This is a genomic window from Novosphingobium sp. CF614 (genome assembly GCF_900113255.1).
In the GTDB taxonomy this organism is placed as follows: domain Bacteria; phylum Pseudomonadota; class Alphaproteobacteria; order Sphingomonadales; family Sphingomonadaceae; genus Novosphingobium.
This window is the reverse complement of the sequence record NZ_FOOR01000019.1, coordinates 21917-48131: the sequence shown is the minus strand read 5'-3', so window position 1 is coordinate 48131 and position 26215 is coordinate 21917. Positions and strand designations below refer to the sequence as shown.

Here is a 26215-nt window from a genome sequence, read left to right as displayed (position 1 = left end):
AAGGACAGTATCCATGGATCGTCGCACTTTCCTGACCTACAACGCCGCAGCCGCCGCCGTCCCGCTGTCCAGCATGGCACTGACCGGCCTTGCCGATGCCGCATCGGCGGCCGCACGCCCGGCTCCCCTCGATTTCAAGAGCAATCTACCCGCTGCGGGCAGCTTTCCCGAGAAATGGATCTGCGGTTCTCCGTCCTGCATGGACAACACCGACCCGCCGGTACAGGTCCACTGGTATAATCCGCACACGGCGATCCTGCGGCAGAACAAGGCCTATAGCTACGAGGCGCCGTTCGCTCCGCTCTATTTCGGCAATGACCGCGTACTGCTGCTCGACGAAGGCTTCGTGCAGCTGCGCAACGACTGGGATCTGCGCGGCGTCGTGGATCAATGCATCGACGACTGGTGCCGTCGCAATGGCCGGGATCCCGCCAGCCTGGAATTGCTGGTCGCGTTCAGCCATCTGCATGCCGATCATTATGCCGCGACCAACCAGTTCGCGGACCGTCCCAACACGCGCTACATGGGCCTGACCCACGAGGAGATGGTCGGCTTCTGGGGCATGACCAATTTTCCGGAAGAACGCGTGACGCTCGATCTGGGCGGCCGCGATATCCTGATCTGGGGTTCGCCCGGCCATGTCGTCTCGGAATTCGCCTATTACGATAGCTACACCCAGATCCTCTACACGGGTGACATGTTCTACCGGGGCCGCTGCTACATCAGTTTCTGGCAGCCCTGGTTCGACAGCATGAAACGGTTGATCGACTTTTGCGACACCCATCCGGTGACGCATGTCATGGGCTGCCATGTGGAGATCAGCCGGGACGGTCAGGACTATACCTATGGCATGACCTATCAGCCCGACGAGGCACCCGTGGAAATGACCGTGCAGCAACTGCGCGAGGCGTTCGCCTATGCGCAGACGATCACCGAGCCCGGCATTTACTTCACCGGCACGGTGTTCCTCTGCAACCAGACGCGCGGCACGACCACGATCGACAAGAATCCCTATCGTTACAGCTGATGCGTCGGATATCAGGGCAGGAGTAAGCGCATGAAAAGACCCCTTGGCATGATGCTGGCGTTGACCGCGCTCTGCGCTTCGGCCCCGCCGGATCCGATGGCACTGCGCGAGGAGGCGTTCAGTGTGCCGGGCTTCGCGGACTTTCTGGCGGTTGATGGAAACACGGTGTGGGCCACCAACGACGGGCGCGTCGAACAATGGTCGACCCAGGGCAAGCGCGCATCCGTCGCCGTGCCGCGGCCCTGCGGCGCGATGGCGGTGGCCTTCGGCTCCCTCTGGGTTGCCAATTGCAAGGGCGGCAACCTCTATCGGATCGATGTGCGGACATCGCGGGTACAGGCGATCGTACCGACGGGCATCGCCAATCCCAAGGGCGAGTTGAACGTCGTCGCGGGCGCGGGCTCGATATGGGTTCCGAGCGAAGAGTCCGGGGCGGTCGCCAGGATAGACCCGGCGACCAACAAGGTGACGGCCACTGTCAGGGTCGATCCCGGCACTTTCTATCTCGCCTTCGGATTCGACTCGCTATGGGCCGTCAGCAGCGCGGGGCAGTCGCTCCAGCGGATCGATCCGCAGACCGATGCGGTGACGAACAAGGTCAAGCTGGGCCTGCAGCCGGGCTTTCTCGCCGCCGGCGAAGGCGCGGTCTGGGTGCAGGAGCAGGGCGACGGCACGGTCGCGCGGATCGATCCGGGCACGGTTGCCGTGACCGGCCGCGTGAAAGTTGGCGAGACGCTGGTCTATGGCGACATCGATGTGGGCGGCGGCAGCGTCTGGCTTCGCACTACCGCCGACCAGACCTTCGTGGCGATCGATCCGACCTCGATGGCGATACGCGCGCGTTCGGGCAAGCCCTCCGGCAGCGGGGCCCTGCGATATACCCCGTCCGGCATCTGGACGACCGCGCATGATCTGCAGACCCTGTCCTGGTGGAGCGAAGCGCCGAAGAGCAAGAATTAGCGCGTCGCGCCCAAAATCTGCTCCACCCCGCTCGTCCTGGGCCGATCGAAACTTGTGCGGAGCGGCGGCTGCACGCGGCCGGCCGAAGGAGGCGCTGGCGCGGTGTCGAGCGGAGGGTAACGAATCAGCGCCGACAGGCCTCCTGGTGGTTGCCGTGACAGCCGCGACTTTGCCGGCTTTGCAATCGGCACCATGACGAAACCCGGCCGGAGCTTTCCGTGAAAATGACGGTTTTCCGGGGTCTTTCGCGTTTCATGACCGGAATGGGACGGCTCAAAATTAATACTCTTGACGCAATACGTAATATCAATACCGTATGCATGTCGCCTGATAGAGCGATGTCGCCAGGAGAGAGGATCTGCAACGTTGAGCCGGTTTCCGGCTCGATAGGGGAGATTTTCTATGGATGAACAGCCGGCCTGCAACGCTGCCCCCTCTGGCGATATGCAATCCATTGTCGGCGGCGGCCATTCCAGCGGGAATCCCGATCTGTCGTACAGCCCGCCGAACGCGCGCAATGCCTATGGCGCGGGCGATGGCGACGGAAACGCCTTGAAGAAGACACTCGTCAACCTGGTGCCGCCCGCGACCGTCGCGGTGATCGTATTGTTCTGGGCGTTCGGCCCCAGGTCGTGGATCGACAATCCGTGGTCGATCGTGGTGGCGGGCGCCCTTACGACGATCTTCGTGCAGGCGCTTGAGTGGTTCCTGGAGCGGCATGAGGGCTGGCGGCTGGACAGGCGGGAATTCGCCACCGACCTCTTCTATGTGATCCTGAGCAATACGGCGATTTCCTGGGCCTCGAGCAAGCTGGCCGAGGATCCGTTGAAGGCGGCCAAGCATTCGCTGGGCATCACCACCGAATGGGCCATGCAATTGCCGTTCATCCTGCAGGTCGCCCTGGTGATTTTCGTTATGGAATTCGGCCAGTACTGGATGCATCGGATCATGCACGACTGGCGTCCGTTCTGGCTGACCCACGCTCCGCATCATCACATCACGCAGCTGAACGCGATGAAGGGTGCGGTGGGCAACCCCATCGAATTGTTCCTCATCAGCCTCAGCGTGCTGGCGCTGTTCGATCTGCCGCAGGCCGCGGAATTCTGCGCGTTCAACATTCTGGGCGCGGTGTCCACTTTCGCGCACGCCAATGTGCGCTCCGACCCGCCCCCGTTCTATTCGTTCGTCTTCACGACGATCCGGCACCACAGCCTCCACCATTCGGTGAAGTATGAAGATACCCGCTGCAACTACGCCAACTCGCTGATTCTCATCGATCGCGTGCTGGGCACTTATCGCGAGGGAGAATCGGCCATCGTCGGCCAGGACGAGCGCAAGAGACTGTCGATCTGGGAACAGTTCATATTCCCGTTTCAGCCCACGATCGCATGGATCAAGGCAAAACAAGGCGAAGCTGTACCAGCGGCCAATTGACTCACGGCGGACAGCCGGGGTGACATCGGATCGAACGTCTCGACGAGTTTGGAAAAGTCGAGCGGCAAGCGCGTCAGCCCATACCCGGCGGCCATGTCCGACGGGGGTGGCGGGCGCATTGCACAAGGTCCTCAAATCAAATGCTGCTTAGGCTCTGGCACGGAGATGCCAGGGCACGGGAGAGCTCAACCACACAAGGGGGACGCATATGTCATATCGCGCTAAACTGAGGTTAGGGCTTCTATCTGCAACCATGTTCACGAACGCGGTGCTCGCCATGCCGGCACTTGCTCAGGACCTTTCGGCCGCCGCCGATGCCGGTGACGATGGCGAATCCATTATCGTCACCGGCACGCGCCGGAGCACTACGATCATGGAAACGCCGATCAACATCGCGGCGGTCGGCGCGGAAGAGATAGCGCGCCAGCGGATCCAGGACGTGCGCGACCTCGCGGACTTCACGCCTGGCCTGACGATCTCCGATACCGGACCCGGCACGACCGGAGCGATCGTGCTCCGCGGTCTCAGTGCGTCCGACGTGGACGCCACCGGCGTGAACTATGATGACTCCGTCGGCGTCTATCTGGGGGAGGTTCCGCTCTATTACGACTTCAAGCTTCTTGATATCAATCGGGTGGAAACGCTGCTGGGGCCGCAGGGCACGCTCTACGGCCTCGGCACACTCGCCGGCGCGATCCGCTACATTCCAAATCGCCCCAACGTGGCCGATTTCGAAGCCGAGGCGCATGGCAGCTTCTATGGCAAGAGCCACGGCAGCAAGCCCGGCTATCAGGCGGACGCGGTCATCAATATCCCGATCGCCAGGGATCATATCGCCTTCCGGTCGGCCACGGGCTATTACTACGACCCCGGTTTCATCGACTATCCGCTGCTGCTTCAGGAACCTGGCGTGTCGCTGCCGCAGGCGGAGGGCTCGCCCCCCATCACCGACGACTTTTATGCGGCGAACCTGACGAGCCGCAAGGATCTGAATTTCGAGAAGACGTTCACGACGCGCAACCAGTTGCTGTTCTATGTCGATGATGACTTCTCCGCCACCGTTACCTACGCATTCCAGCGGACGAAGACCGATGGTGCCCAGTCCAACGGTGCCGGCGTCTTCGGGACGGGCAGGTATGAGAATGCCAGTCGCTATATCGAACCGGTGAACCGCCGCGCGCACCTGGTCAGCCTGGAAATCAACGCGAACGTGTTCGACATCGCCGATCTGGTGGCAACGACGGCCTATACCGACGTCAAGTCGGATTCACAGGGCGATAATACCGACCTGCTGCTCGATCTCGATTATGATTATGAAACCTTCCCCGCCTTCTCCAGCTGGAATGAAAACCACACCCGGCGCAAGCAGTACAATCAGGAAATCCGCCTCGTCTCCAGGCATGGCGGCCCGTTCAGCTGGGTGCTCGGGGGCTTCTACAACGAGAACCGTTACGCCAGCGATTATGCCGAGCATCTGCCGAATCACCCGTGGGTCGATGCTGAGACCAATCCCGAATATCTCGAATATGTGAGCTATACCCGCTCGAAGGTGACCGAGCAGGCCGTCTTCGGTGAAGGATCGTTCAAGATCACGCCCGACTGGCAGGTCACGGCCGGCGCGCGTTACTTCAAATATGCGTCCACCATCGCCGGAGCGCAGACGCTGCCGATTCTCGGCGACCCGCTCGATCCACGTGATCTGACGCCGCGCGGCGGCAATGCCGGCAAAAGCGGATGGGTCTGGAAGTTCAACAGTTCCTACAAGTTCAACGAAGACCTTATGGTCTACGCGACGTACAGCAAGGGCTATCGTATCGGTGGCCCCAACAGCGTTGCGCCGTGTCCCGATCCGTTGCCGAACGACCCGGATGGCGACGGCAAAAACAATACCCAGATCATCTGCGCCCTGGCGAACGAGATCCAGTACGGACCGGACAGCACCAAGAACATTGAGGTCGGCATTCGTGCGCAGCTTTTCGACCGTAAGCTGACTTTCAACTTCGACGTCTTCCAGGTCAAGTGGCAGGGGCTTCAGGTCGACTCGGCCACGTTGAACGGTATTGCCGGCATCACGGTGAACGGCGGCGGGGCCAAGTCCGAAGGTTTCGAATCGTCGTTCCAGTTGAGACCGCTTCCCAGGCTATCCATCCAGGGCACTTATTCCTACACCGACGCCAAGCTGACCGAGGACGTGCCTGGCATCATCCCGGTCAACGATCCCGCCGGCACCTATCCCAGCGATGCCATCACGATTGCAGCGCTTTCGGGCGATCGCCTGCCGGGTTCGGCAAAAAACAGTGGCAGCCTGGGTGCGACCTATACCATGCCACTGATGGATGGTTCTCTGATGGCTAACTGGACGGCGACTTATCGCGGAAGCATTGTCACGCGGCTGGGCTGGGATCGCGCCTATGGCGACAAGTTGCCCGGCTACGTGATGCACCGGGCATCGCTGACCTATGACATGGATCGCTACAGCATCAGCCTGTTTGCGAATAACATCTTCGACAAATACGCCGTCGTTTCCGTCGCGAACGATCGATCGCGCGTCGGCCTCAACGACGGTGTGCTGCTGCGCTATTATCAGCAGACGGTTGCGAACCCACGCACCTTCGGCATCGAGGGGCGCATCAAGTACTGATTGCGACGGGAAGGTCGAGGCGTTTTTCCGGAATGGGCGGCGCCTCGACCCTCGGACATCGGATCGTTGCGACGCCGTTGGTGAAGGCGTCCGCTATTCGACCGCGATGCCCCGCGCCTCCAGCCAGGCCCGTGCCGGCTCCAACGCCGCTTCGTGCGCGCGCCACTTCCCCACCGCATCGGCATTGATCGGCCGGCGTACCTGCGCCGCGCTGGGGGTCGCCACGGCGGCGCTATTCTTGTGGAACGACAGGCAGGCTTCGTCCCACTCCAGGCCACAATGCTCCAGCAGGCGCCGCGTCTGCCCTTCCTGGTCGGCGACCAGCGCTTCATAGGACAATTGCAGCACCCGGCCCGGCCAGAGGCTGTCCCACAGGGCCATCAGCCGGTCGAAGCGCGCATAGTAGCGCGCCGTGTCCATGAGATCGTAGGAATAGGCGTAATAGGCGGATTGGCTGGCGAACAGGTTCTTGTAGTTGCTCCACACCGTATCCATCGCCCCCCGGCGCAGGCAGACGATCCGGGCATTCGGCAATGCGCGCGCGATATGGCCGATATACAGGAAATTGGCCGGCAGCTTGTCCGTGAACCGCGCCTTGCCCCGGGGCCGGTGATGGTCCGCGCGCGCCAGGTAGGCGTCGCCGATCGCGGCGGGATCGATGCCGCCGCTCGCCGCGACCGTGGCCGGATCGATGACCACGCGGGATGGCGTGCCCGCCATCTGCTTGACCGCCAGCGGCATGGCCTGAAGCTCTCCCGCCGATCCGACATCGCGGTGCGAGGACAGGATGCGATCGACCAGGGTGGTGCCGGTACGGGGCATGCCCACCACGAATATCGGCGCGGGATCGGAATTGCCCGGCCCGGTCGCAAGGGCATTCGCGTTGCCGCCGAACAGCGCTTCGACCGCGTCGAATATCGCGGCATCCTGGCTGAAATCATAGCGGATCGCCTGCTTGTGTTCGGCATTGGCGGCGGACAGGTGCCGAAATGCATCGGCGGCATTCCCGATATCCTCCAGTTCCTTTGCCAGGGCATAACCGATGCGCAGCGCATCTTCGGGCCTGCGCGCCTTCGCCAGCGCGGCTTCGAGCCGGGGGACATGATTGGCCCGGGCCGTCTGGCGAGAGAGAATGGCGAGCGCATAGTGTGCGCGCGCATTGCCGGGGTCTTCGGCCAGGATCGTCTCATAATGCGCGCGCGCCTGGTCAACCCGGCCGGTAAAGCCGCTGGCGGCCGCCAGATTGTAGCGATAGTCCAGGTTGCCCGGGGCGGCTGCCACCGCCGCCGTGAACGGCACCACCGACGCCTCATGGTCTCCCAGCCGGGCCAGCACGCACCCGATGGTATCGAGTGTCAGCGCATCGCCAGGAGCCCGGGCCATCGCCAGCACCATTGCCTCACGCGCGGCATCGGCGGCTTCGCCGTCCCTGCGCAACAGGATGAGCAGCCTTGCCAACTGGGCCAGATGTTCCGCCCGTGGCCCACGTTCCACCGCGGCCTGGATCAGCGGAACCGCCCTGGCGATCTGGCCCGCTTCGGCCGCCGCCATGCCCAGCAGAAAGAAGCCCGCCGCCTGCTCCGGCTCGGCAAGGGCAAGCGCCTTGGCGGCAGCGACGGCGCCGGCCAGGTCACCGCGCTCGAGCGCCGCCCGCGCCTGTGCTTCCAGCGTCACGCGATAGCCCTGCCCGAGCCGGCATCGAATTCGCCTTCCCTGGAATTGATATCAAAAGATAAAGTAAGAGGCATCGAAGTCGCGTCCATCAACGTCCGAATCAAAATGGGTTCGATTCTCAAACGCGGCATCACGGATCAAAAATAGGGTCGATTCGCGCGTGGCTTTCCTACCGAATCATGCTTCTGATGTCATTACCGAGCCAAGGTGGCCACGGCAGGGATCGGGGACGCCGCAATTGATGCCCGGAAGGGAAGGAAGATGCGTCAGCCCGCCCGCCTCATGTAAGCAGTTGCCGGCGCTGGGCCTCCCGCCCAAGCCGGAGCCGGCGCGAGCGGCGCTGCTGCCAGGATCGGGGCCAGCGCAAGGAACAGAGCTTGTCACTTCGGCGCGCGCATCGCCCCGCTCACTTCGCCGGCCCTTCGAGCATCGGGTATGCGATACCGAGCTGATCGAGGTACGTGCCGTACTTGGCGGGGTTGTAGTAGTACTTCTCCATCAGCGGGCGGTAGAGCGCCATGGCGCGCTCGTTGAGCCAGATCGCGGGCACGTCCTTGTCGGTCAGGACCGGGTCGTACTTCGCGGTCTTGAGCTGGACGTCGTTGAAGTAGGTCTTTGCATCGGTGATGAGCTGCGGCGTGGTTACCAGGTCGAGCACGGTCATCGCCACGGCCTTGGCACCGGCTTCCACGCCCTTGTGCGCGATCGGCGTCGCCATCGCGATGGCCGAGGTCGAGTTGTGGCCGATCATGTTGGGGATGTTGGAGGGAAAGCGGATCGTGATCGTGGGGACCGCCCACATGATGTCGCCGATGTCGTCCGAGCCGCCGCCGGTCGAGGGCTTGCGGTTCTCCGGGGTCGAGAGTTCGGTCACTTCGTCCTTCAGCGGCTCGATCTTGCGCTCGTTGAAGGTTTGCGCGGCTTTGGCGAAGGCTTGGTCGGCCGCACTCCACTTGGGCATGCCGACGGCCTTGATGTTGGCGTAGGCAGCCTCGGCCAGCGGCTTGTTGCCAAAATTGGGTGCGGCATAGCCCAGAGTGCGCTGGGTCATCGTGGTGCCGGTGGCGAGTGCCGCCGCCCTGGCGATGTCGTTGCCGACTTCGTAGAGCTTGCGGATATCGTCGAAGGTGCGCTCGCGGAAGAAGTACCAGATGCTCGCCTTGTCCGGCACGACGTTGGGCTGCCCGCCGCCATTGGTGACGATCATATGCGAACGCTGGGTCAATGGCAGGTGCTCGCGTCGGAAGTTCCACGCAACGTCCATGAGCTCGACGGCGTCGAGCGCGCTGCGTCCTTCCCAGGGCATGCCGGCCGAGTGCGCGGTCTTGCCGTTGAAGGTGTATTCGACCGAGATCATGCCGTTGTTGCCCATCTCCCCGTAGCCGGTGGAGAAATCGGAGCCGACGTGCGTGAAGATCGAGGCGTCGACGTCCTTGAACAGCCCGGCGCGCACGTAATAGGCCTTGGTCGCGAGCAGTTCCTCGGCGACGCCGGGCCATAGCATCAGGCGCCCCTCCAGGCCGTGCTTGCTCATCACTTTCTTGGTCGCGATCGCCGCCGCCACCATCAGCGGCATGCCCGAGTTATGGCCCTCGCCATGCCCCGGCGCGCCTTCGATCATCGGTTTGAGATAAGGAACGCCCGGCATCTGCGAGACGCCGAGCACGTCGTCGATATCGCTGCCCAGCGCGATCTTGGGCCCGCCCTTGCCCCAGGTCGCGGTAAAGGCGGTGGGGATGCCGGCCACGCCCCGGGTCACGGTGAACCCGTTCTTCTCGAGGATGCCGGTCAGATACGCCGATGTCTTGAACTCCTGGAACCCGGGCTCGGCGTAACTGAAGATCTGGTCGACCATGACCTGGATCTGTTTGCGCTGCGCCTCGATCTCGGCGGCAACTTCGTCCTTGAGCGCTTGCGGAGCCTCCGCATGGGCCGGCGGGGCTGCGAGGGGACCGAAGAGGGCGACGAAGCCCAGCGCCGCAGCGCGCGTGGCGCGGATGAACGTTCTCATGATGCTGGAGCTCCTCTCTTGTCGTCTTAGAATTCGACTTTTGCCGACACGCGGAATGTGCGGCCGACGACGTCGAAACGACCGCGATTGGTCTGGGCGTAGGCGGGTACGTTGTTGCCGTCCGGTCCGTTGCCCACCAGTACCGGGTCCTTGTTGAGCAAGTTGGTGGCGATGAAGGTCAGATGCCCGGTCCCGCCCATCGACGGGAACTTGAAGTCGATCGAGGCATCGAAGTAGGTGGCGCCGTTGATGTGGTTGTCGTTGATCGTGCGGTACTGGTTCGTGCTGGCGGGACAGTCTGCGTTGCACTCGATCCAGTCGTTGCCGTAGACACCGTCGGTGAAGCCGCGCGCCACCAGGTTGAAGGTTACGGGATCGACCTCATAGAAGGCGCTCAGGCGGTAAACCCAGTTGGGCGAAGCATAAGTGCTGTTGGTCAGGACCCCCGCATAATCGATCGGGAAGCTGATGCCATCGTCGATCACGTTTTCGATGTAGTGCGTGGCCTGTCCGTGCAGCCGCAGGGTGCCGGGGCCGACCTGTGCGGTGTAGCTCGCCTCGATGTCGAAGCCGCGCGTCTTCTGGGTGGAGAAGTTGATCGGCGTCAGGTCGATCGTGCTGAGCGCACCGCCCACGAAGTGAATATTGGAACAGTACTCCGCAATGCCCTGATCGTAACACAAGTCCACGGTCTGCTGGGCGGTGATCGAGCCGATCGCGTCCTGGATCTTGATCTCGTAGTAATCGAGCGAGGCGCTGAAGCCCGGCAGGAACGACGGGGTCAAGACGGCGCCGAGCGTCCAGCCGTCCGCCGCCTCGGGCTTCAGGTCGGGGTTGCCGAAGGCGTTCTGCACGAATTGCTGTGAACCGGTCACGGGTGCGGCGGCACCGGCCGGGATGATGACCGAGTTCGTGCGCGCGGTTCCGGCGGCGAACAGTTCCTCCAGGTTGGGCGCGCGGATGTCGTGGCTGATATTGCCGCGCAGGCGCACGTCCTCGATCACTTGCCAGGTCGCGCCTACTTTCCAGGTGCCCACCCAGCCCGAGGTCGAATAGTGCGTGCCGCGTGCCGCCGCGTTCAGGTTCATCCCGTCGATCACCGGGATGTCGACTTCGAGAAAGCCCTCGTAGACGTCATACTTGCCCTGGTTCACGCGGTAGTTACCGTAGAGCCAGCCCGAATTGTGGAGCGGGTCCACCTCGCCATCGATCTGCTCGCGCCGCCATTCGACGCCGGTGGCAAAGGCGATATCGCCGGCCGGGAGCGCGAAGGCGCTGCCTGAAATGCTGGCGGCGGCGACGTCTTGCTTGAGGGTCTGGCGGCGCAGCGGCTGGAAGCCGTCGTAGAAGATGTAGTCGAGCGCCTCCTGCGAAGGCCCGTCCGTGCCGAGGCGGTCGATCGGTACGCAGCCGTTGGTCGGATCGGTGAGCGTGGAACGGCACACGATGCTGCCGTCGCTCGCGAAGACGGCGTCCTGCGCCAAGGCCATGCGCGCGTTGTACCAGGTGTTGGTCAGTTCCTCGCGCGTCTTGGTCACGCCCTTCTGGTAGTAGGCGTCCCAGGTCATCGGCTTGCCGAACAGGTCGAGGCTGCCCTTGGCCCCGCCGACGAAGCGGTAGACCTCGCGCTTGTTGTCGCTGCCCGGGATCGGGAAGCCGGCGTTGGCGGTGCCGATGGTGATCGAGGACAAGCCTTGCGCGGCCATCTGTGCGGCGACCGCCGGATACTGGCTCAGCAGATAGGCATTGTCCGCGCGGATCGTGACGCCCGTGCTCGGCGTCTGCTGGTAGGAACTCGCGCTCACCGAGCGGTTGTAGGAGAACTGGCCAAAGATCTCGATGCCGGGCGTCACGTCGAAGCCCACGCGCTGGAACAGGCTCAGCCGCTCGTCGAGCGGGACGAGGGTGTTGGTGCCCTCGTGACCGGCAAGCGTCGTTTGCCAGTCGCCGCCGATCATCCAGGGGTTGCCGGTGGCCGTGGAGCCGTAAGTCAGTTGCCCCGTCTCGCCTTCGCCCAGGAAGTAGGTGCCCTTCAAGGCGCCGCTGGTGACCAGGCCGCCCGCCGTGTGGTCGGACGGGCCCACGCCGCTGCCGACGAGGCGCGAAGGTTGCCCGTTAGTGCTGCTGTAGGCCGGATTGTTGATCTGGAAGTAGCCACTGTCGTTCCAGTCGCGGTCGATGCCCTCCTCGCGATCCTGATGGAACCATGAAAGGCTGGTCAGCAGGTGCAGGCGATCGTCGAGCAGCGAGAATCCGGCGGTTCCGGCCAGTCGGTAGTTCGCGGCGTCGCCATAAGTCGAGATGCCGGTGTCGGCGGAGAGCTTCACCCCCTGATAATCTGTGTTGAGGATGAAATTGACGACGCCGCCCACCGCGTCCGATCCGTAGGCGGCTGAAGCACCGCCGGTGATTACCTCCACCCGTTTCACCAGATCCTGCGGGATGGTGTTGATGTCGACCGTGCCGCCCACGGTCGAGGCGACCGAACGCTGGCCGTCGACCAGGACCAGCGTGCGAGCCACGCCGAGACCGCGCAAGCCGATCGAGTTGATGCCGGCGCCGGCGTTGGAAAGCCCGCCCGACGACGTGCCGGACGTGCCGCTACCGGCAATCGCAGGCAACTGGTTGACGAAATCGGAGATGTTGACCGGGGCTTGCGCGGCGATGTCGGCCTCGCCCAGGACCGCCACGGGCGTGGGTGCGTTGTAGCCGTCGCGCACAATGCGTGAGCCGGTGACGACGACCTCGCCCATCGGCTCGTCGGCGATGTCCGCCGCATCCTGGGGCCGGGGCGCGTCCTGAGCAATGGCCGGCTCGATTGCCAGCAATGGCGCGGCAGTCGCCAAAAGTAGCAGGCGAACCGCTGTTCCCCTCGAACCGCGAGGCGGGGTCGGCGCAGGGTCCGTGTATATGTCGGTGCGCATCGCGAAAACTCCTTCGGCTGAACCTTTTCCGCCGCAGGCATCCCGTCCCTTTGAGATGGCAAGGCTCGGGCCCGTTCGCCCCGGCACGGCGCCGGGCACGAAGTTCGATCCGCAGATTGCAGACTTGTCGATCCCCGCTCCGCTCACGGCGAAGCCTTATCCTTCCGTAACGGCCCTTGGTGTTCTGGCCCCGTCGGTGCCGCTGCGGACGTTTGCGATCTTAGCGGGAAGCCGGCGGGCGATCCCATGAAAGATGGCAAGAAGAGGTCACGAAAATAGCGGAATCCACCATACATCCTGTTCCTTGTGCAGGATTTCTGCGTCCCGTCTGCGAGCTACGCACTTTATCGCTGAGCACCGCCGCACCGATTCGGGAATGCGGTGCAGCATGCCGGAGCGACGTTGAAGCTCTTTGCCGTAAAGGCACGGATGTGGGGAAATCCTGCGTCGAATACGCCGAACGAGCAGGAATGCATCAACGGGAGGCATTCGGCGGGGGATAAGTTCGGGGATGCTGCGCCGCGTTTTCTGTTAGCTTCCCGCGTCGCGACAGGGCAGGCCCGCCCCTGCGGGCAGACCGGCGCCGAGCGGCCGTGCCCGGGCGCCCGGCGCGCCGGACAGTCAGCCAGGAGGAACACTTCCGATGCTCATCTTCATGTCTATTCCGGCGCGTGCAGGGCGTCTGTCGAAGCGTCTGCTTCTTGCCGTCTCGGCACTTGCCCTGCTGCCGGCGACGGCCGGGCTCGCCGCGCCGGTACGCGTGGCCGCTTCACCCGACGGCGCGCTGCTGCCAGTCGAGACGGACGCCGAGAACGGCAGAGTTCTGCTGGTCCTGCCCGCGCCCGACGCGCAGGGCATTTCCGGACGCTTCCTGTTCACCCAGGCGATCAAGACCGGGCTCGGTTCGGCATCCGTGCGCATAGACCGGGGCATGCAGGGGGAAACAAAGGTGCTCGCCTTCCGGCGCCTGGGCGGCAAGATCGCCGTCGTGTTCGAAAATCCCCGTTACCGCGCGCGCGGCAATTCGAACGTGCAGAGGGGAGCGCAGGCGAGCTTTCCGTTCAGTACCGTGGCCATGCTCGATATCGTCGGCGATTCCACCACCATCGGTCCGGTCAAGGTTGATTTCACGCCGCTGCTCATGACCGATGCCATGGACCTGGCTGGGGCGATCGGCGCCGCGGCCAAGGGGTACAAGCTCTCCGAAAGGCTCAGTGCCGTTGATACGGGTTCGATCAAGGTCTTCCCCCGGAACATCGAGTTGGAAACGGTGCAGACCTTTGCAGCCGACTCCGCGGGGCCCGAACTCGACATTCTGGCGCCCGAGGGACGCGCGGTCAGCTTCACGGTTCATTCCTCGCTGGTCGCGCTGCCCGAGCCCGGCTTCGTCCCCCGCCGCTTCGACATCCGCTCGGGTTCCCATGCCACGCAGGTCTATGACTTCGGCACGCCGCTTGGCTCGCCGATGCTGGTCGAATACGCCAACCGTTTCCGCCTGGAAAAGACGGACCCCGCCGCCGCCCGCTCGCCGGTAAAGAAGCCGATCGTCTTCTACATCGACAGCGCCGCTCCCGAGCCCATCCGCACCGCGCTGGCCGACGGCGTGCGCTGGTGGGCCGATGCCTTCGATGCCGCGGGGTTCATCGATGCGTTCAAGGTGGACATCCTGCCGCCTGGCGTCGATCCGCAGGATGTGCGCTACAACGTGGTCAACTGGACGGACCGCCAGAACCGGAGCTGGTCCTACGGCGGCGGCGTCATCGATCCGCGCACCGGCGAGATCATCAAGGGCAACGTGGTGCTCGGCGCGCTGCGTGTGCGGCAGGACATCACCATCTTCGAAGGGTTGGTCGGAACGGCGCAGAACGGCAGCGGCGGGCCGAACGATCCGGTTCGCGCGGCACTGGCCCGCATCAGCCAGCTCGGCGCGCACGAGGTGGGGCATTCGATCGGCTTCGTCCACAACTTCATGGCCAGCCTTCAGGACCGCGCATCGGTGATGGACTACCCAGGGCCGAAGGTCGGCATCGTCGACGGCCGGCTGGACTTGAGCGAGGCCTATGCGTCCGGCATCGGCAAGTGGGACAAGTTCACCGTCGACTGGCTCTACGGCCAGCCCGCACCCGGAGTGGATCCGGACGCCGATGCAGCGGCGAAGGCCGATGCGGCGCACAAGGCCGGCCTGATCTACGGCACGGACATCGACGGCCGCGCATCGGACCTGGCCGTGCCGGGGATCAACATGTGGACCGAGGGGCAGGATACCCCCGCCGATCTCGCCCACACCCTGGCGGTCCGCCGCATCGCCTTGGAGACCTTCGGGCCGCGCGTGCTGCTGGCGGGGGATCCGCTTGCGAACCTGCGCCGCAAATTCGTGCCGATCTGGCTGTTCCACCGCTATTCGATCGACGCTACCGGCAAGCTGGTGGGCGGTGTGCGCTACGACTATGCCGTGGCGGGCGACGGCCGGCCGGCGCCGAGCCCGGTGCCGGCGCAGGAGCAGGTCGCCGCCATCGACGCACTGGTCGCGACGCTCTCCGAACGCGAGCTGACCGTGCCGGCCGGGCTGTCGATGATACTGTCGAGCGGCACGAGCGCGCGCGCCGACGCGGAGGCCGTGCCGGAAGTGCTGGCTAGCGCCGGTTCGGCCGTGTTCGATCCGCTGGTGGCGACCCAGGTCGCTGCTCAGGTCAGCCTCGACAGCCTGCTCGCACCCGCGCGCCTGAAGCGCCTGCACATCCAGCACGGCTACGACCCCGCGCAGCCCGGCGTCATGACGATGCTGGACAAACTGAGGCCGGTAATCGGCGCGCACGACCGTCCTGTCGCGCGGCGGATAGCGCAGACCACGCTGCTGGCGATCGCGTCTGCCTCCCGCGATCCGGAGACCCCTGCCGACATTGCCGCAGTGCTCGACGGTTTCCTCAAGGAGATTGCAAGCGCCTTCGCCAAGGCGCAGCGAAATTCCGAAGAAGGGCGAAATTCCGAAGAAGCGTTGTGGCAGGTATCGATGGCGAGCACCCTTTCCGATCCCGCGCGTCTGGAAGCGGAAATCGACAAGAAGCACCGCCCGCCGCCCGACATTCCGGCGGGCATGCCGATAGGCGATACCGGATGGTTCGACGACGTATTGACGGAGTGATCGCACCATCCGGTCCTTTCGTTTGAAATTGCAAAAACTTTCGGCACTATTGGTTTGGAAAACCAAACAGGGGACGCAAAGCACATGGACATGCCCTCCGGCAGATCGACCTGGCTCGATCCGGCACGAAGCCGTGCCGTCCAGCATGAGCTCGACGAAACCGACTTTCGCCTGATGCGGGCACTCGTCACCGAAGGGCGGGCGTCGGACGTATGGCTCGGAGAAAACGTGCATCTGTCGAGCACGGCCGTGGCGCGACGGCGCAAGATCCTGGAGGAGACCGGCTACATTACGCACTATTCGGCGAACCTCGACGTGCGGTCGCTTGGGTACGGCACGCTCGTCATGGTTTCGATCGAGCTGGTGTCCCAGGCAGAAAAAGTCCTGCAGGATTTCGAACGCGCCGTGCTGCAGAGCCCCTCGATGCGTTTCTGCGCCTTCGTCACTGGCGACACCGACTTCCTGATGATCCTGAATGTCCAGTCGCTGGAGGACTACGACATGATCTACCGCAAGGAGCTCTCGGTCCTGCCGCATGTCGCACGCATCCGCAGCAGTTTCGTGCTGCGCGAAGTGGCGAACCGCCAGATCGCCCCGGCGATCCTGCAAGCGCGGCGTTGACCATCCTCGATGATCGAACTTGCCGCGTTTTGATTACCTATCGGCTCCTGGTGTGGTTTCAGCATTCCACCACGTTGACCGCCAGGCCGCCGAGACTCGTTTCCTTGTAGCGGCTGTGCATGTCCTCACCGGTCTGGCGCATGGTCTCGATCACGGCGTCCAGGCTGACCAGGTGGCGGCCGTCGCCCTGAAGCGCCAGATAGGCGGCGTTGATCGCCTTGACCGCGCCCATCGTGTTGCGCTCGATGCAGGGGATCTGGACGAGGCCGCCGATCGGGTCGCAGGTCAATCCCAAATTGTGCTCCATGCCGATTTCGGCGGCGTTCTCGATCTGGGCGTTGGTGCCGCCGAGCACCGCGGCGAGCCCCGCCGCCGCCATCGAGCACGCCACCCCCACTTCCCCCTGGCAGCCCATCTCGGCCGCCGAGATCGACGCGCGCTTCTTGTAAAGGAAGCCTATCGCGGACGCGGTGAGCAGGAAGGTCCGCACGCCCTGCGCATCGGCGCCGGGGATGAAATCTCGGTAATAGCGGATTACCGCCGGGACGACCCCGGCGGCACCATTGGTCGGAGCGGTCACTACCCGGCCGCCAGCGGCATTTTCCTCGTTCACCGCGAGCGCGAACAAGCTGACCCATTCGAACACCCTGGCGAACTGCTGCTCGGGCGGCTGCGCGCGTAACCGCGCATGGATCACCTTGGCCCGGCGCCGCACCTTGAGCCCGCCGGGCAGCAGCCCTTCCTCGCGCATGCCGCGCTCGATCGAGGCGTTCATTACCTCGGCGATTCGATCGAGCAATGCGTCGGACTCGGCGGCGGACCGCCACGCTGTCTCGTTGCGCGCCACGATCGCGGCGATCGACAGGCCGGTCTCCTCGCCGACCTTGAGCATCTCGGCCCCCGACGAGAAGGGATGTGGCTGCACGATATTGTGGCCGAGCCTGCCTGCCCGCGCGCCCACCGCGACGATCGCGCCGCCGCCGATCGAATGATATTCCTGCGCGATCGGCTCGCCATCCGCTAACCTCGCCGTGAAGCGGATCGCGTTCGAATGGCCCTCGAGGAATTCGCCCTTGCGGAACAGCAGATCCACCTCGGGATCGAAAGCCACCGGACCGGCCGGTGTGTCGATCCGCCGCGTGGCGGAAATCTCGGCAACAATCCCGGCGATCAGGGCTGGATCAACCGCCTCGGGCGTCTCGCCGGCCAGCCCGAGCAGGATCGCGCGATCGGTGGCGTGGCCATGGCCGGTCAGCGCGAGCGAGCCGAACAGTTCGACCCGGATATGCGTCGGCGTGCGTCCCGTCCTGGCGACAACGTGGGCAAAGGCATGGGCCGCGCGCATCGGGCCGACCGTGTGCGAACTCGACGGGCCAATTCCGATCGTGAACAGATCGGCGATGCTGATCGCGAGGCTGCTGTCGATACGCGATCGGGTGCGCGGACGGGTGTCGGTTCCTGGATCAATGGGCATCGGCACTCAGTTCCACTTCCCCCGAACACTCAGTCCGCCTGTTGTCGCCTCAACTGATTTACAGCCGCTTCAAGCTGCGCGTCGCCGCCCGAGAGGCTTTCGCCGACGGGTTGTTCCACGGTTATGTCGACCGGACGCGGCGCCATCTCCATGTCGTTACCCTCGACATCCTGAATCCGGGTGTGCGGCACGCGCAGGACCGATCCGTCCACGAGCGTAACGTTGCTGGTGAAGATGATCCATCCCGCCGTCGGCTGGCCCACGACCTTGCCGAGCTTCAGCCGGCGATAACCCTCGGTGAAATCCTCCGCATCCGACAGCGAGGCTTCGTTCGTCACCAACACCGTGGGCAGGCCCAGCGCCCGTTGTCCGAGCCGCTGGCGGGCGGGCATGGCGAACAGGCCGCGCGGCGTCATCATCAGGTAATTGCGCCGCTCCAGCATATCGAGGGCATAGCCGTTCGCGAAGCCGCCCAGATTGTTGCGGATATCGAAAACAATGCCTTGCTTGGCTTGATTGTCCGAATCCATGTCGAGATAGAGCTGTGGGAGCGCATCGTCCCACATATTGTACATGTGAACATAGCCGAGCGTGCCGCTCGAAAGCCGGTCCACCAGGGCACGCCGCTGCTCGACCCATTCGCGGTATCGCAGGCCGGCAGCTGTCGCGGCCGATATCGGCCGGACAGGCAGGGACCGCCGACCGGAAGGCGCGGAAATGCCCAGCATCACCTGGCTCCCGACCTTGTATTCCAGCAGTGCGTCGATGTTGCTGTGCTCATTGAGCGCCACGCCATCGATGCTGACCAGCCTGTCGCCCACCCTGATGCGATCCTGCAGCGCCGCCGGGCCGAGCGGGACGATCGCGGAAATGACCAGACCCTTGCCCGATGCATGGGCCGCCGGATCGAAACGAAGCCCAAGGTCGCCCACTCGCCCCCGGGGAACGGATCCGTAGCCGCGTTCCGGAGAGGCGATGCCGGAATGCGAGATGTTGAGTTCGCCGATCATCAGTCCGATGATCCTGCGGAGATCGTCGGGTGTCGCAGCGGCCGAGACATAGGGCTGGAAGCGCTGGCGCAGCGCCGTCCAGTCCTTGCCGCCGAAGTTCGGATCGAAAAGATGGCGGTCGAGCGTCAGCCACGCCTCGTCGAACACTGCCTGCCGTTCCGCCGCGAAGTCGATGTCCATCTCCGCAGTGATGGTGATCGGCTTGGCGTCGGGCGTCGCGACAGGAGTCGCAATCGGCACGCCGCCGTCGAGATAGAACAGGATCTTGCCATCGGGTGACAAGCCGAACGCGTTTTTTTGCCGGTCGGTCGATGTGATCTGCACGGGGACCGGCCTGTCCTTCGCCAGTTCGTCCAGAGAATAGCTGTAGAAATTCTGCCGGCCGGCCTCTCGCGCCCGGAAAACCAGGGTCTTGCCATCTTGGCTTATCAACGGCGCATCGGCGTCAAGGCCGATGGGAAGCGAATTCGCCCGCAGCCTGATGCCGTTCCAATCGATCCTGACGTCGCGCGGTGCGGACTTTGCCTGGGCGGATGGCGATGGGGATCGATCGGGCTGTCCTTTATTCTTGGCCGTTTCCTGGTTGGCGTCGTCGTCCAGCGGGATTTCGCTGGCGAAGAGCTCCGCCAGCTTGTCTTCGCGAAACCTGGGGAGCTGCGGCAACAGATCGATACGGAAGATCCGGGAATTTTCCGTCCTTTGCGCGCTGTCGAACAGAATGTAGCGGCCATCGGGAGCCCAGGTGATCTGTCCCATCTCGCCATTGGCCAAGAAGCTTGCCTGCCGCGCGGGGCCTCCTCCTGCCGGTGCGATGAAGACGTTGGTGAAGGAACGGGCATCGACGACGGGAAAGGCGATATGCTGGCTGTCGGGCGACCAGACGGGAGCCGGACCGCCAAATCCGGTGCCGAGCGGCCCCGCGTAGAGTTTGCGACTGGCGGGAGCGCGGCCCTGATGCGGCAGCGAGGTGACGTGGAGTTCCTTCTCGTCGAGCACGTAGCTCGCCGATCGGCCATCGGGCGCATAGGCGGGGGAGGAGGCGATGCCCTCGTGCGTGAGCAGCACTTCCTCGCCGGTTATGGCGTCCGCCTCGGCCAGCAGGACATCCAGGCCGCGCGGCGTAACGTAAAGCAGGTGCCGGGAATCGGGCGACCAGACGACGCCATCCTCCGCGCCAGGGCTGTGCGTCAGCCTTTTCGCCGGGCCGCCGTCCGTCGCCGGCGCCACGAAGATCTCGCCATGTCCGATCAGTGCCAGCTTCTTGCCGTCGGGCGAAAGCGCCAGTGACGAATAATTGCTCAGCACTTCATGCCGAACGCCGACTTGCGCGGGTGCGCCGCGCAAGCTGATCGGCACCGGCGTGGCGGCGTTGGTGGCAAGGTCCAGCTTCCACACCGCCATGTCACGCTCGAACAAGGCGGTCTTCCCGTCCATCGAAAGACGCGGGAAAAGCAGCCTGCCATTGGTGAACCGCGTCAGTTGCCGGGGTTGCGCGCCCGGCGCCGCATCCATGCGCCACAGATTTTCCACGCCGCCCGCGTCGCTCATGAAGATGAAATCGCGGCCGTCCGGCAACCAGGCCGGCCAGGCGTTTTTCGCGCCCTGGGCCAGTAGCTTGCGATAGGACTTGGCGCCATCCGTGGTTTCGAGCCAGATTTCGCTCTGGTCGATATGCGAATGGCCGTTGCGCCACCATTGCGTGCTGCTGATCCCGCGCGCGACGAGCAGCATCGACCTGCCGTCGGGTGCGGGCGCGCCCTGGTATTCGGGCAGGTAGACTTCATCGCTCACCGGCATCGGCGTTCCGCCGCTTGCCGAAACACGAAAGATATCGGTGGGCCGGCCCGTTTCCCCGGCGGTCGAGGAAAAATAGATCCATCGACCGTCGGCCGACCAGCCGTCCAGCTCCTCGTCCGCCTCCGCCCATGTGATTCTGGTGATCTTGCGGCTCTGAAGATCGAGGACATGGATATTCGGATTGCCGCCGCGCGTGGATGTGAAGGCGATCTTGCGTCCGTCCGGAGAATATAGCGGCTGGGCTTCCGTGGCCGGATCGGACAGCAGAAGGCGGGCGGTGCCGCCTTCGGCCGGAACTTCCCAGATATCGCCGCCCGAGATGAAGGCGATCACCTTGCCGTCCGGCGAAAGGGAAGGCTGGCTCAACATCGGTCGTGGCAAATCTCCCGGCTGGGCGCTTGCGCGCGCAAGCGCCAGGAAACCGATGATGCAGGAGAAGAACCAGGCCCTTTTTCGCATGTGCAACCCATCCTTGTGCGCCGCAATATAGACGATATAAAGTCGGCATTTGGGAATGGAAATGTGCGTGCGGCCAGCGCGACATCGGGGGATTATCGCGATCGCCCGATGTGTGCCGGTGTCCGCCTTCGCGGGGGAAGCAGTTGCGGCAAATCGTGCCAGGAGTTCGCGCGCGGTCGGCGTCGGCTAGCGTCGATGTGGACCTTGACGCGCTTTATCGCGACAATATCGTGTTGCTGGTGCGGATGCTGGAACTGAAGCTGGGCGTTCCGGAGGAGGCGAAGGACATAGCGCATGAAGCCTTTGCACGGCTGGCACGCCAGTCGCAGCACCAGGATATCGGCAATATCAGGTCCTACCTGTTCAGTATCGCATCCAATCTCGCCACGGACCGGCTGCGCCAGCGCCATCGGCGTCGCGAAGCGGATCGACTCGATCCCGTGGAAATCGACTATCCAACGGACGAACCCGATGTGGAGCGCCACCTGCTCGCTCGTGAAGCGGTGGCGCGTATCCTGATCCTGCTCGACGAGCTTACGCCGCGCTGCCGCCACGCCTTTATCCAGCATCGCCTGGAGGCGCGGCGTTACGAGGATATCGCCGCCGAGATGGGCCTCACCGAAAGCATGGTGCGCAAATATGTGTTGACCGCCATGCGCCATTGTCTGAGCCGCATGTCGGAAGAGGATATGAAAGTGGCGTATGACGGCTGATCGCATTCCCAACAGGCGTGGCCGAAACGTCTTTGATACCAAGCAGTCTACGGGGCGGCAGGAAAGGCGTGTCTTGAGGAAGTCCAGCTGCAGCGGTGCGCGGATCAGCCATGGCCGATAAGATCGCGGCGGCTGCGCCCCTGCATGAGGATCCGCTGGCCGAAGAAGCGCTGGCGCTGATTTCCGCACTGCATGTGAGCGATGACCCGCTATCGGCCATGGAGGCCATCGCCCGCTGGGAGGAGCGGTCCGACCATCATCGCGCGGTCATGGCGCATATGCAAAGGGGGTGGCAGGCACTCGGCAATATCGACGCAAATGACGTCCGGCTCGGCGAGACTGGCCTGGACGACGAGGCACCGCCATCGGGCGTCCGGCCGCCGATCGCCGGTGGACTTTGGCGCCTGCGGCCGCTCGCGCTGACCGGCCTGGTCGTGGTGCTGGCCGCCGGCGCCATGGCCATGCTGACGTTCGGGGCGAAGACGAGCGCCCCGCAGGTCTTTGCCACCGCGCATGGCGAAACCCGCACGATCCGGCTCGCTGATGGTTCGCAGGTCACCTTGGGCGCCGAGAGTGCCGTGACGGTGGCGATGGAGGGCTCGTCGCGAAGTGTCACGCTCAACCGCGGCGAGGCCCTGTTCGATGTCGTTCATGACGAAAGCAAGCCTTTCGAGGTGCATGTCGCCGGCATGATCGCCCGCGACGTGGGAACGACGTTCGCCATCATTCGAAGGGGCGATGCGGCGGTCGTGACTGTCGCCGAGGGCGTGGTCGCGGCCAGCGACGGGCGCGCGGAGACGAGGCTGGAGGCGGGGGACCGCGTCGCCTATTCTTCGCAGGGCGGCTTTGGACCGGTCGCGGCGATCGACGGGACGATGGCGCTCGCCGTTCGCAACGGGCAGCTGCGCTATTATCGGGATAGCCTGGCCGACGTCGTCGCAGACGCAAATCGCTACGGACGCCAACGTATCCGCATTGTCGACGAGCGGGCGAGGGGGTTGCACTACAGCGGCACCCTGCGCACCGATTCCATTGACGAATGGGCTGGCGCGCTGCCCTATGCCTTTCCGGTCACCGTGCGTGTGCAACCGAACGAGATAGTCATATCCTCGGCCCCAGGTAAGCGGAGCGAGGCGTCCTTCCCGCCTGAGACCCCGTAGATGTTGCGCCTGGCTTCGCGATCTCTGCTCGCGCTGGCCTTTGGCGTCGGAATGGCGACAGTGGCGCAGGCCCGCCCCGCGACGCCCGCCCCGGCCAGCCGGGACCAGCAGGCGCAGCGCTTCGATATCCCGGCCCAGCCCCTCGATCTCGCGCTGACCGCCTGGTCCCAGCAGACAGGCATCCAACTCGTCAAGGCGGCGGACCTGCGCGGACTGCGCAGCCGAACGGTGCGCGGTACGATGTCTCCCGCTTCCGCTCTGAAGCGGCTGCTCAAGGACAGCGGGTATGAAGCCCGTTTCGTCGGCATCAACACCGTGGCGATCCGGAGGCGTGCCGCCGATACGCCGCTCGTCCCTCGCCGTCCGTCGCCAACCTCGTCGCCCGAAAGCGGGGGGCATGACCTGATCGTTACCGGCAGCCGCCTTGCTGCCATGGAAAGCCGCGCGATCATGCCCGTGCGCCGGCTGACCCGCAGCGCGATCGCCGCGAGCGGTGAGCAGGATTTGTCCCGTGTCCTGCTCTTGATGGGTGCTATCCAACCCGGGTTCGGATTGCAGAATACGGAAAACCAGACTTCCGGCGGTGCGGGGCTCAGCCAGGCCGACCTGCGCGGCCTCGGCGCGGCCCGCACGCTCGTGCTGGTGAACGGGCAGCGACAAGTCGGCAGCCGGCGGGGGCTTTCCGTCGTCGATCTCAATACCATTCCGCCAGGGCTGGTAGACCGCGTCGAAGTCGTGACCGGCGGTTCGTCCGCCGTCTATGGGGCGGATGCCGTCGCGGGCGTCATCAACATCATCCTGCGCGACCATGTGGACGGCATCGAGCTTTCGGCCGGCGGCGGCATCGCGGAGCGCGGCTATGGTGCTTCCTACAATCTTTCGTTTCTCGCCGGCACGGCGCTTGCCGACGATCGTCTGCACCTGACCCTCGGCCTGTCCTACGACCGGCTCTCGGGGGTCGATGCCACAAGCCTGGGCCGGGCCAGCACCGGCCTTGACCTCGTTTACGCCAGCGATGAACCGGATGCGCCGCTCCTTACCCGTCCTGGCGTCCGCTTTGGGCCGTTCGACAAGGCGGGCAGCTTCGAGCTCGGCGGGCGGCGATATGTCTTCCTTGCCGACGGCTCCGGGGTGCGGCCCTATGACAGTGGTACGGCCGGGACGAGGGGCGGCGTCCAGCTCGGCGGGGACGGGCTTGACGTTTCGGCCTACGACCAGCTTCGCATCCCCCTGTCGCGCGCCGTGGGAACGATCCTGGGCAAGGCGGAAATCGGCGCGGGCAACGTCCTTTCCGCGTCACTGCGCGTGGCCGACAGCCGCACCCGGTCCTCCTGGCAACCGGTGATCGATCCGATCGGTGGCCCCGGAATCCCCATCGCGATCGACAACCCCTATCTCCCTACCTCGACGGTGGACATGATGCGGGCGGCGGGTGTCGACCGCATCTGGGTGGCCAAGGTGCTGGACGGGCTGGGCCGTGTCGGATCGATCAACCGACGGCTGATGATCCAGGGACAAGCCGATCTCACCGGGCCGCTCGGCGTGAACTGGCGCTATGCGCTTGGCGGAGGCTGGGGTCGCACCGAGGACCGGGTCACCACGATCAATGTCCGTGACAATGTTCGTTTCCTGCAAGCCATCGATGCCGTGCGTGATGCCGCCACGGGAGCGATCGTCTGCCGGAACGGACGCGCGGAAGGCTGTGAGCCACTGAACATTCTGGGCGATCAACCGTTCGACCCCACCGCTCGCGCCTGGGTGAGCATCACCCCGAAAGCGCGTGAAACGCTTATGCAGATGGTTCTTCGCGGCAATGTGAGCGGAAATCCGGCTCACCTTGCCGGCGGCCCCGTCGATCTGCTGCTGGGCTGGGAATATCGGCGAGAAACGAGCATGCGCCGCTCGAGCGCCGTTCAGGAAAGCGGCGGCACTTATCTCCCCCGTGTCACGTCCTATCGCGGTGCCTATTCGGTGGTGGAGGGCTACGGTGAAATCGCGCTGCCGATGCTTTCGGAAAAGCCGATGGTGGAAAGGCTCACCGCCACCGCGGCGCTGCGTTTCTCCCGCTACTCCACGGCCGGAAGGGCCACGGCTTGGCACCTGGGCCTCGATTATGCGCCGGTCCCCGAACTGCGGATACGGGCAGTGCGGTCGCAGGCGGTGCGGGCGCCCAATATCGGCGAGCTTTTCAGCGGGGTGCAGCAGGGCTTTTCATTCATCACCGATCCGTGCGACGCCGCGCTGCGCCATGCGGTTGCCGAACGTGCCGCGCGTTGTTCGGCGCTGGGCTTGCCGGCGGACTTCGATGGCCAGAACGGAATTTCAAAGCTGGTCGCCTATCAGTCCAACGAGCATGTTGGCCCGGAGCATGCCGCGACCACGACATTGGGCGTCACATGGAAGCCCGGTGCCTTGCCGGGCCTGGCGCTGGCAGTGGATCGCTGGCGTATCCGGATCGACGAGGCCATTGCATTCCCCATCGAGCAGTTGCTGCTCAACGACTGCGTTGACGGAGCCGACCCCGATGTTCGCGGCCGGGCATGCGGCGCCATCATGCGCGATCCGCTGACTGGCCGGATTGCCATGGTCACCGCGAGCATCAGCAACATCGGAAAGCTGGAAACGGCGGGTATCGACATCTCGACGACGTGGCGCCCGCCCTGGGAGCCGGGCGGCGGCAGGCTGACTGTCGAGCTGCTCGCAACCTGGGTGGAGCGGCTGGCGATCACCCGCGATGTGGCGCGGGGCATTGTCCAGCGGCTGGACGGCATCCTGCCCAATCCCCGGTGGCGCGGCACCTTGTCGACGCGGTGGGAGCATGGGCCGACCACGATAGGCTGGACCGCACAGTTCATCGGCTCCAGCCGGATCACGATCGATTCCACCCTGACTATCGACAAGCCGAATACGGGCGCGCGAACCTATCACGACCTGGAAGTGGCGCAAAAGATCGATCCGCGATTTACCCTGCGTTTCAATATCCTCAACCTGTTCGATAGCGCGCCGCCGCAGCGCGGATATAATATCAACGCCGGCCTGCGCACCGGCGCGATCTATCCCAACCTGGGCCGGCAGTTTCGGTTCAGCGTGACGGCCTCCCTCTGATTCCCAAAAGGCGCGAGTCAATCGTCAAACGATCGGCTGCCACGACATCCCGGAAAACATGGG

14 protein-coding genes are annotated in these 26215 nt (G+C 64.4%); 9 read left to right on the top strand and 5 right to left on the bottom strand.

What is annotated here, in order from left to right; translation table 11 throughout:
* The first annotated feature begins 13 nt into the window (after window positions 1–13).
* The 4 genes from BM052_RS15865 (at window position 14) to BM052_RS15850 (ending at window position 6062) form a co-directional block, all read left to right on the top strand.
* Window positions 14–1027, top strand: coding sequence for an MBL fold metallo-hydrolase (locus BM052_RS15865; protein ID WP_091148469.1), 1014 nt, complete (start codon window positions 14–16; stop codon window positions 1025–1027).
* Between the two features lie 30 nt (window positions 1028–1057).
* Window positions 1058–1987, top strand: coding sequence for a Vgb family protein (locus tag BM052_RS15860; protein WP_091148467.1), 930 nt, complete (start codon window positions 1058–1060; stop codon window positions 1985–1987).
* Between the two features lie 402 nt (window positions 1988–2389).
* The gene (locus tag BM052_RS15855) at window positions 2390–3421 is read left to right on the top strand and encodes a sterol desaturase family protein (protein ID WP_091148466.1); all 1032 of its coding nucleotides are present in this window, start codon (window positions 2390–2392) and stop codon (window positions 3419–3421) included.
* Between the two features lie 253 nt (window positions 3422–3674).
* Window positions 3675–6062 (top strand): TonB-dependent receptor, encoded by a 2388-nt coding sequence (locus BM052_RS15850; protein ID WP_255406199.1) that lies wholly within the window; start codon window positions 3675–3677, stop codon window positions 6060–6062.
* A 93-nt stretch (window positions 6063–6155) separates the two neighbouring features.
* Here the strand turns inward: BM052_RS15850 and BM052_RS15845 are convergent, their stop codons facing one another.
* The 3 genes from BM052_RS15845 to BM052_RS15835 all read right to left on the bottom strand — a co-directional run bounded on the left by BM052_RS15845 (window position 6156) and on the right by BM052_RS15835 (window position 12671).
* Window positions 6156–7736: a tetratricopeptide repeat-containing sulfotransferase family protein gene (locus BM052_RS15845; protein WP_091148462.1), complete on the bottom strand. Its 1581-nt coding sequence runs from the start codon at window positions 7734–7736 to the stop codon at window positions 6156–6158.
* A 406-nt stretch (window positions 7737–8142) separates the two neighbouring features.
* Window positions 8143–9747, bottom strand: a complete 1605-nt coding sequence (locus tag BM052_RS15840) for an amidohydrolase (protein ID WP_091148461.1) — start codon at window positions 9745–9747, stop codon at window positions 8143–8145.
* Window positions 9748–9773: 26 nt separating this feature from the next.
* Window positions 9774–12671, bottom strand: coding sequence for a TonB-dependent receptor plug domain-containing protein (locus BM052_RS15835; protein WP_091148459.1), 2898 nt, complete (start codon window positions 12669–12671; stop codon window positions 9774–9776).
* 643 nt (window positions 12672–13314) lie between these two features.
* Here BM052_RS15835 and BM052_RS15830 point away from each other — a divergent pair.
* Window positions 13315–15813, top strand: coding sequence for a zinc-dependent metalloprotease (locus tag BM052_RS15830; protein WP_255406198.1), 2499 nt, complete (start codon window positions 13315–13317; stop codon window positions 15811–15813).
* Between the two features lie 84 nt (window positions 15814–15897).
* Window positions 15898–16434: an Lrp/AsnC family transcriptional regulator gene (locus BM052_RS15825; protein ID WP_091148457.1), complete on the top strand. Its 537-nt coding sequence runs from the start codon at window positions 15898–15900 to the stop codon at window positions 16432–16434.
* A 58-nt stretch (window positions 16435–16492) separates the two neighbouring features.
* Here the strand turns inward: BM052_RS15825 and BM052_RS15820 are convergent, their stop codons facing one another.
* Both BM052_RS15820 and BM052_RS15815 read right to left on the bottom strand, forming a co-directional pair.
* Window positions 16493–17908: an L-serine ammonia-lyase gene (locus tag BM052_RS15820; protein ID WP_091148455.1), complete on the bottom strand. Its 1416-nt coding sequence runs from the start codon at window positions 17906–17908 to the stop codon at window positions 16493–16495.
* A gap of 29 nt (window positions 17909–17937) precedes the next feature.
* Window positions 17938–21174 carry a S41 family peptidase gene (locus tag BM052_RS15815; RefSeq protein ID WP_091148454.1) on the bottom strand — a complete coding sequence of 1079 codons (3237 nt, stop codon included), beginning with the start codon at window positions 21172–21174 and terminating at the stop codon, window positions 17938–17940.
* A gap of 197 nt (window positions 21175–21371) precedes the next feature.
* On the opposite strand from BM052_RS15815, the gene BM052_RS15810 reads away from it, so the two are divergent.
* The 3 genes from BM052_RS15810 (at window position 21372) to BM052_RS15800 (ending at window position 26152) form a co-directional block, all read left to right on the top strand.
* Complete coding sequence (locus BM052_RS15810; RefSeq protein WP_091148452.1) at window positions 21372–21887, top strand: RNA polymerase sigma factor; 516 nt, start codon at window positions 21372–21374, stop codon at window positions 21885–21887.
* Window positions 21888–21997: 110 nt separating this feature from the next.
* Complete coding sequence (locus tag BM052_RS15805) at window positions 21998–23047, top strand: FecR family protein (RefSeq protein ID WP_091148451.1); 1050 nt, start codon at window positions 21998–22000, stop codon at window positions 23045–23047.
* Window positions 23048–26152, top strand: coding sequence for a TonB-dependent receptor (locus BM052_RS15800; RefSeq protein ID WP_091148449.1), 3105 nt, complete (start codon window positions 23048–23050; stop codon window positions 26150–26152).
* Window positions 26153–26215 lie beyond the last annotated feature (63 nt).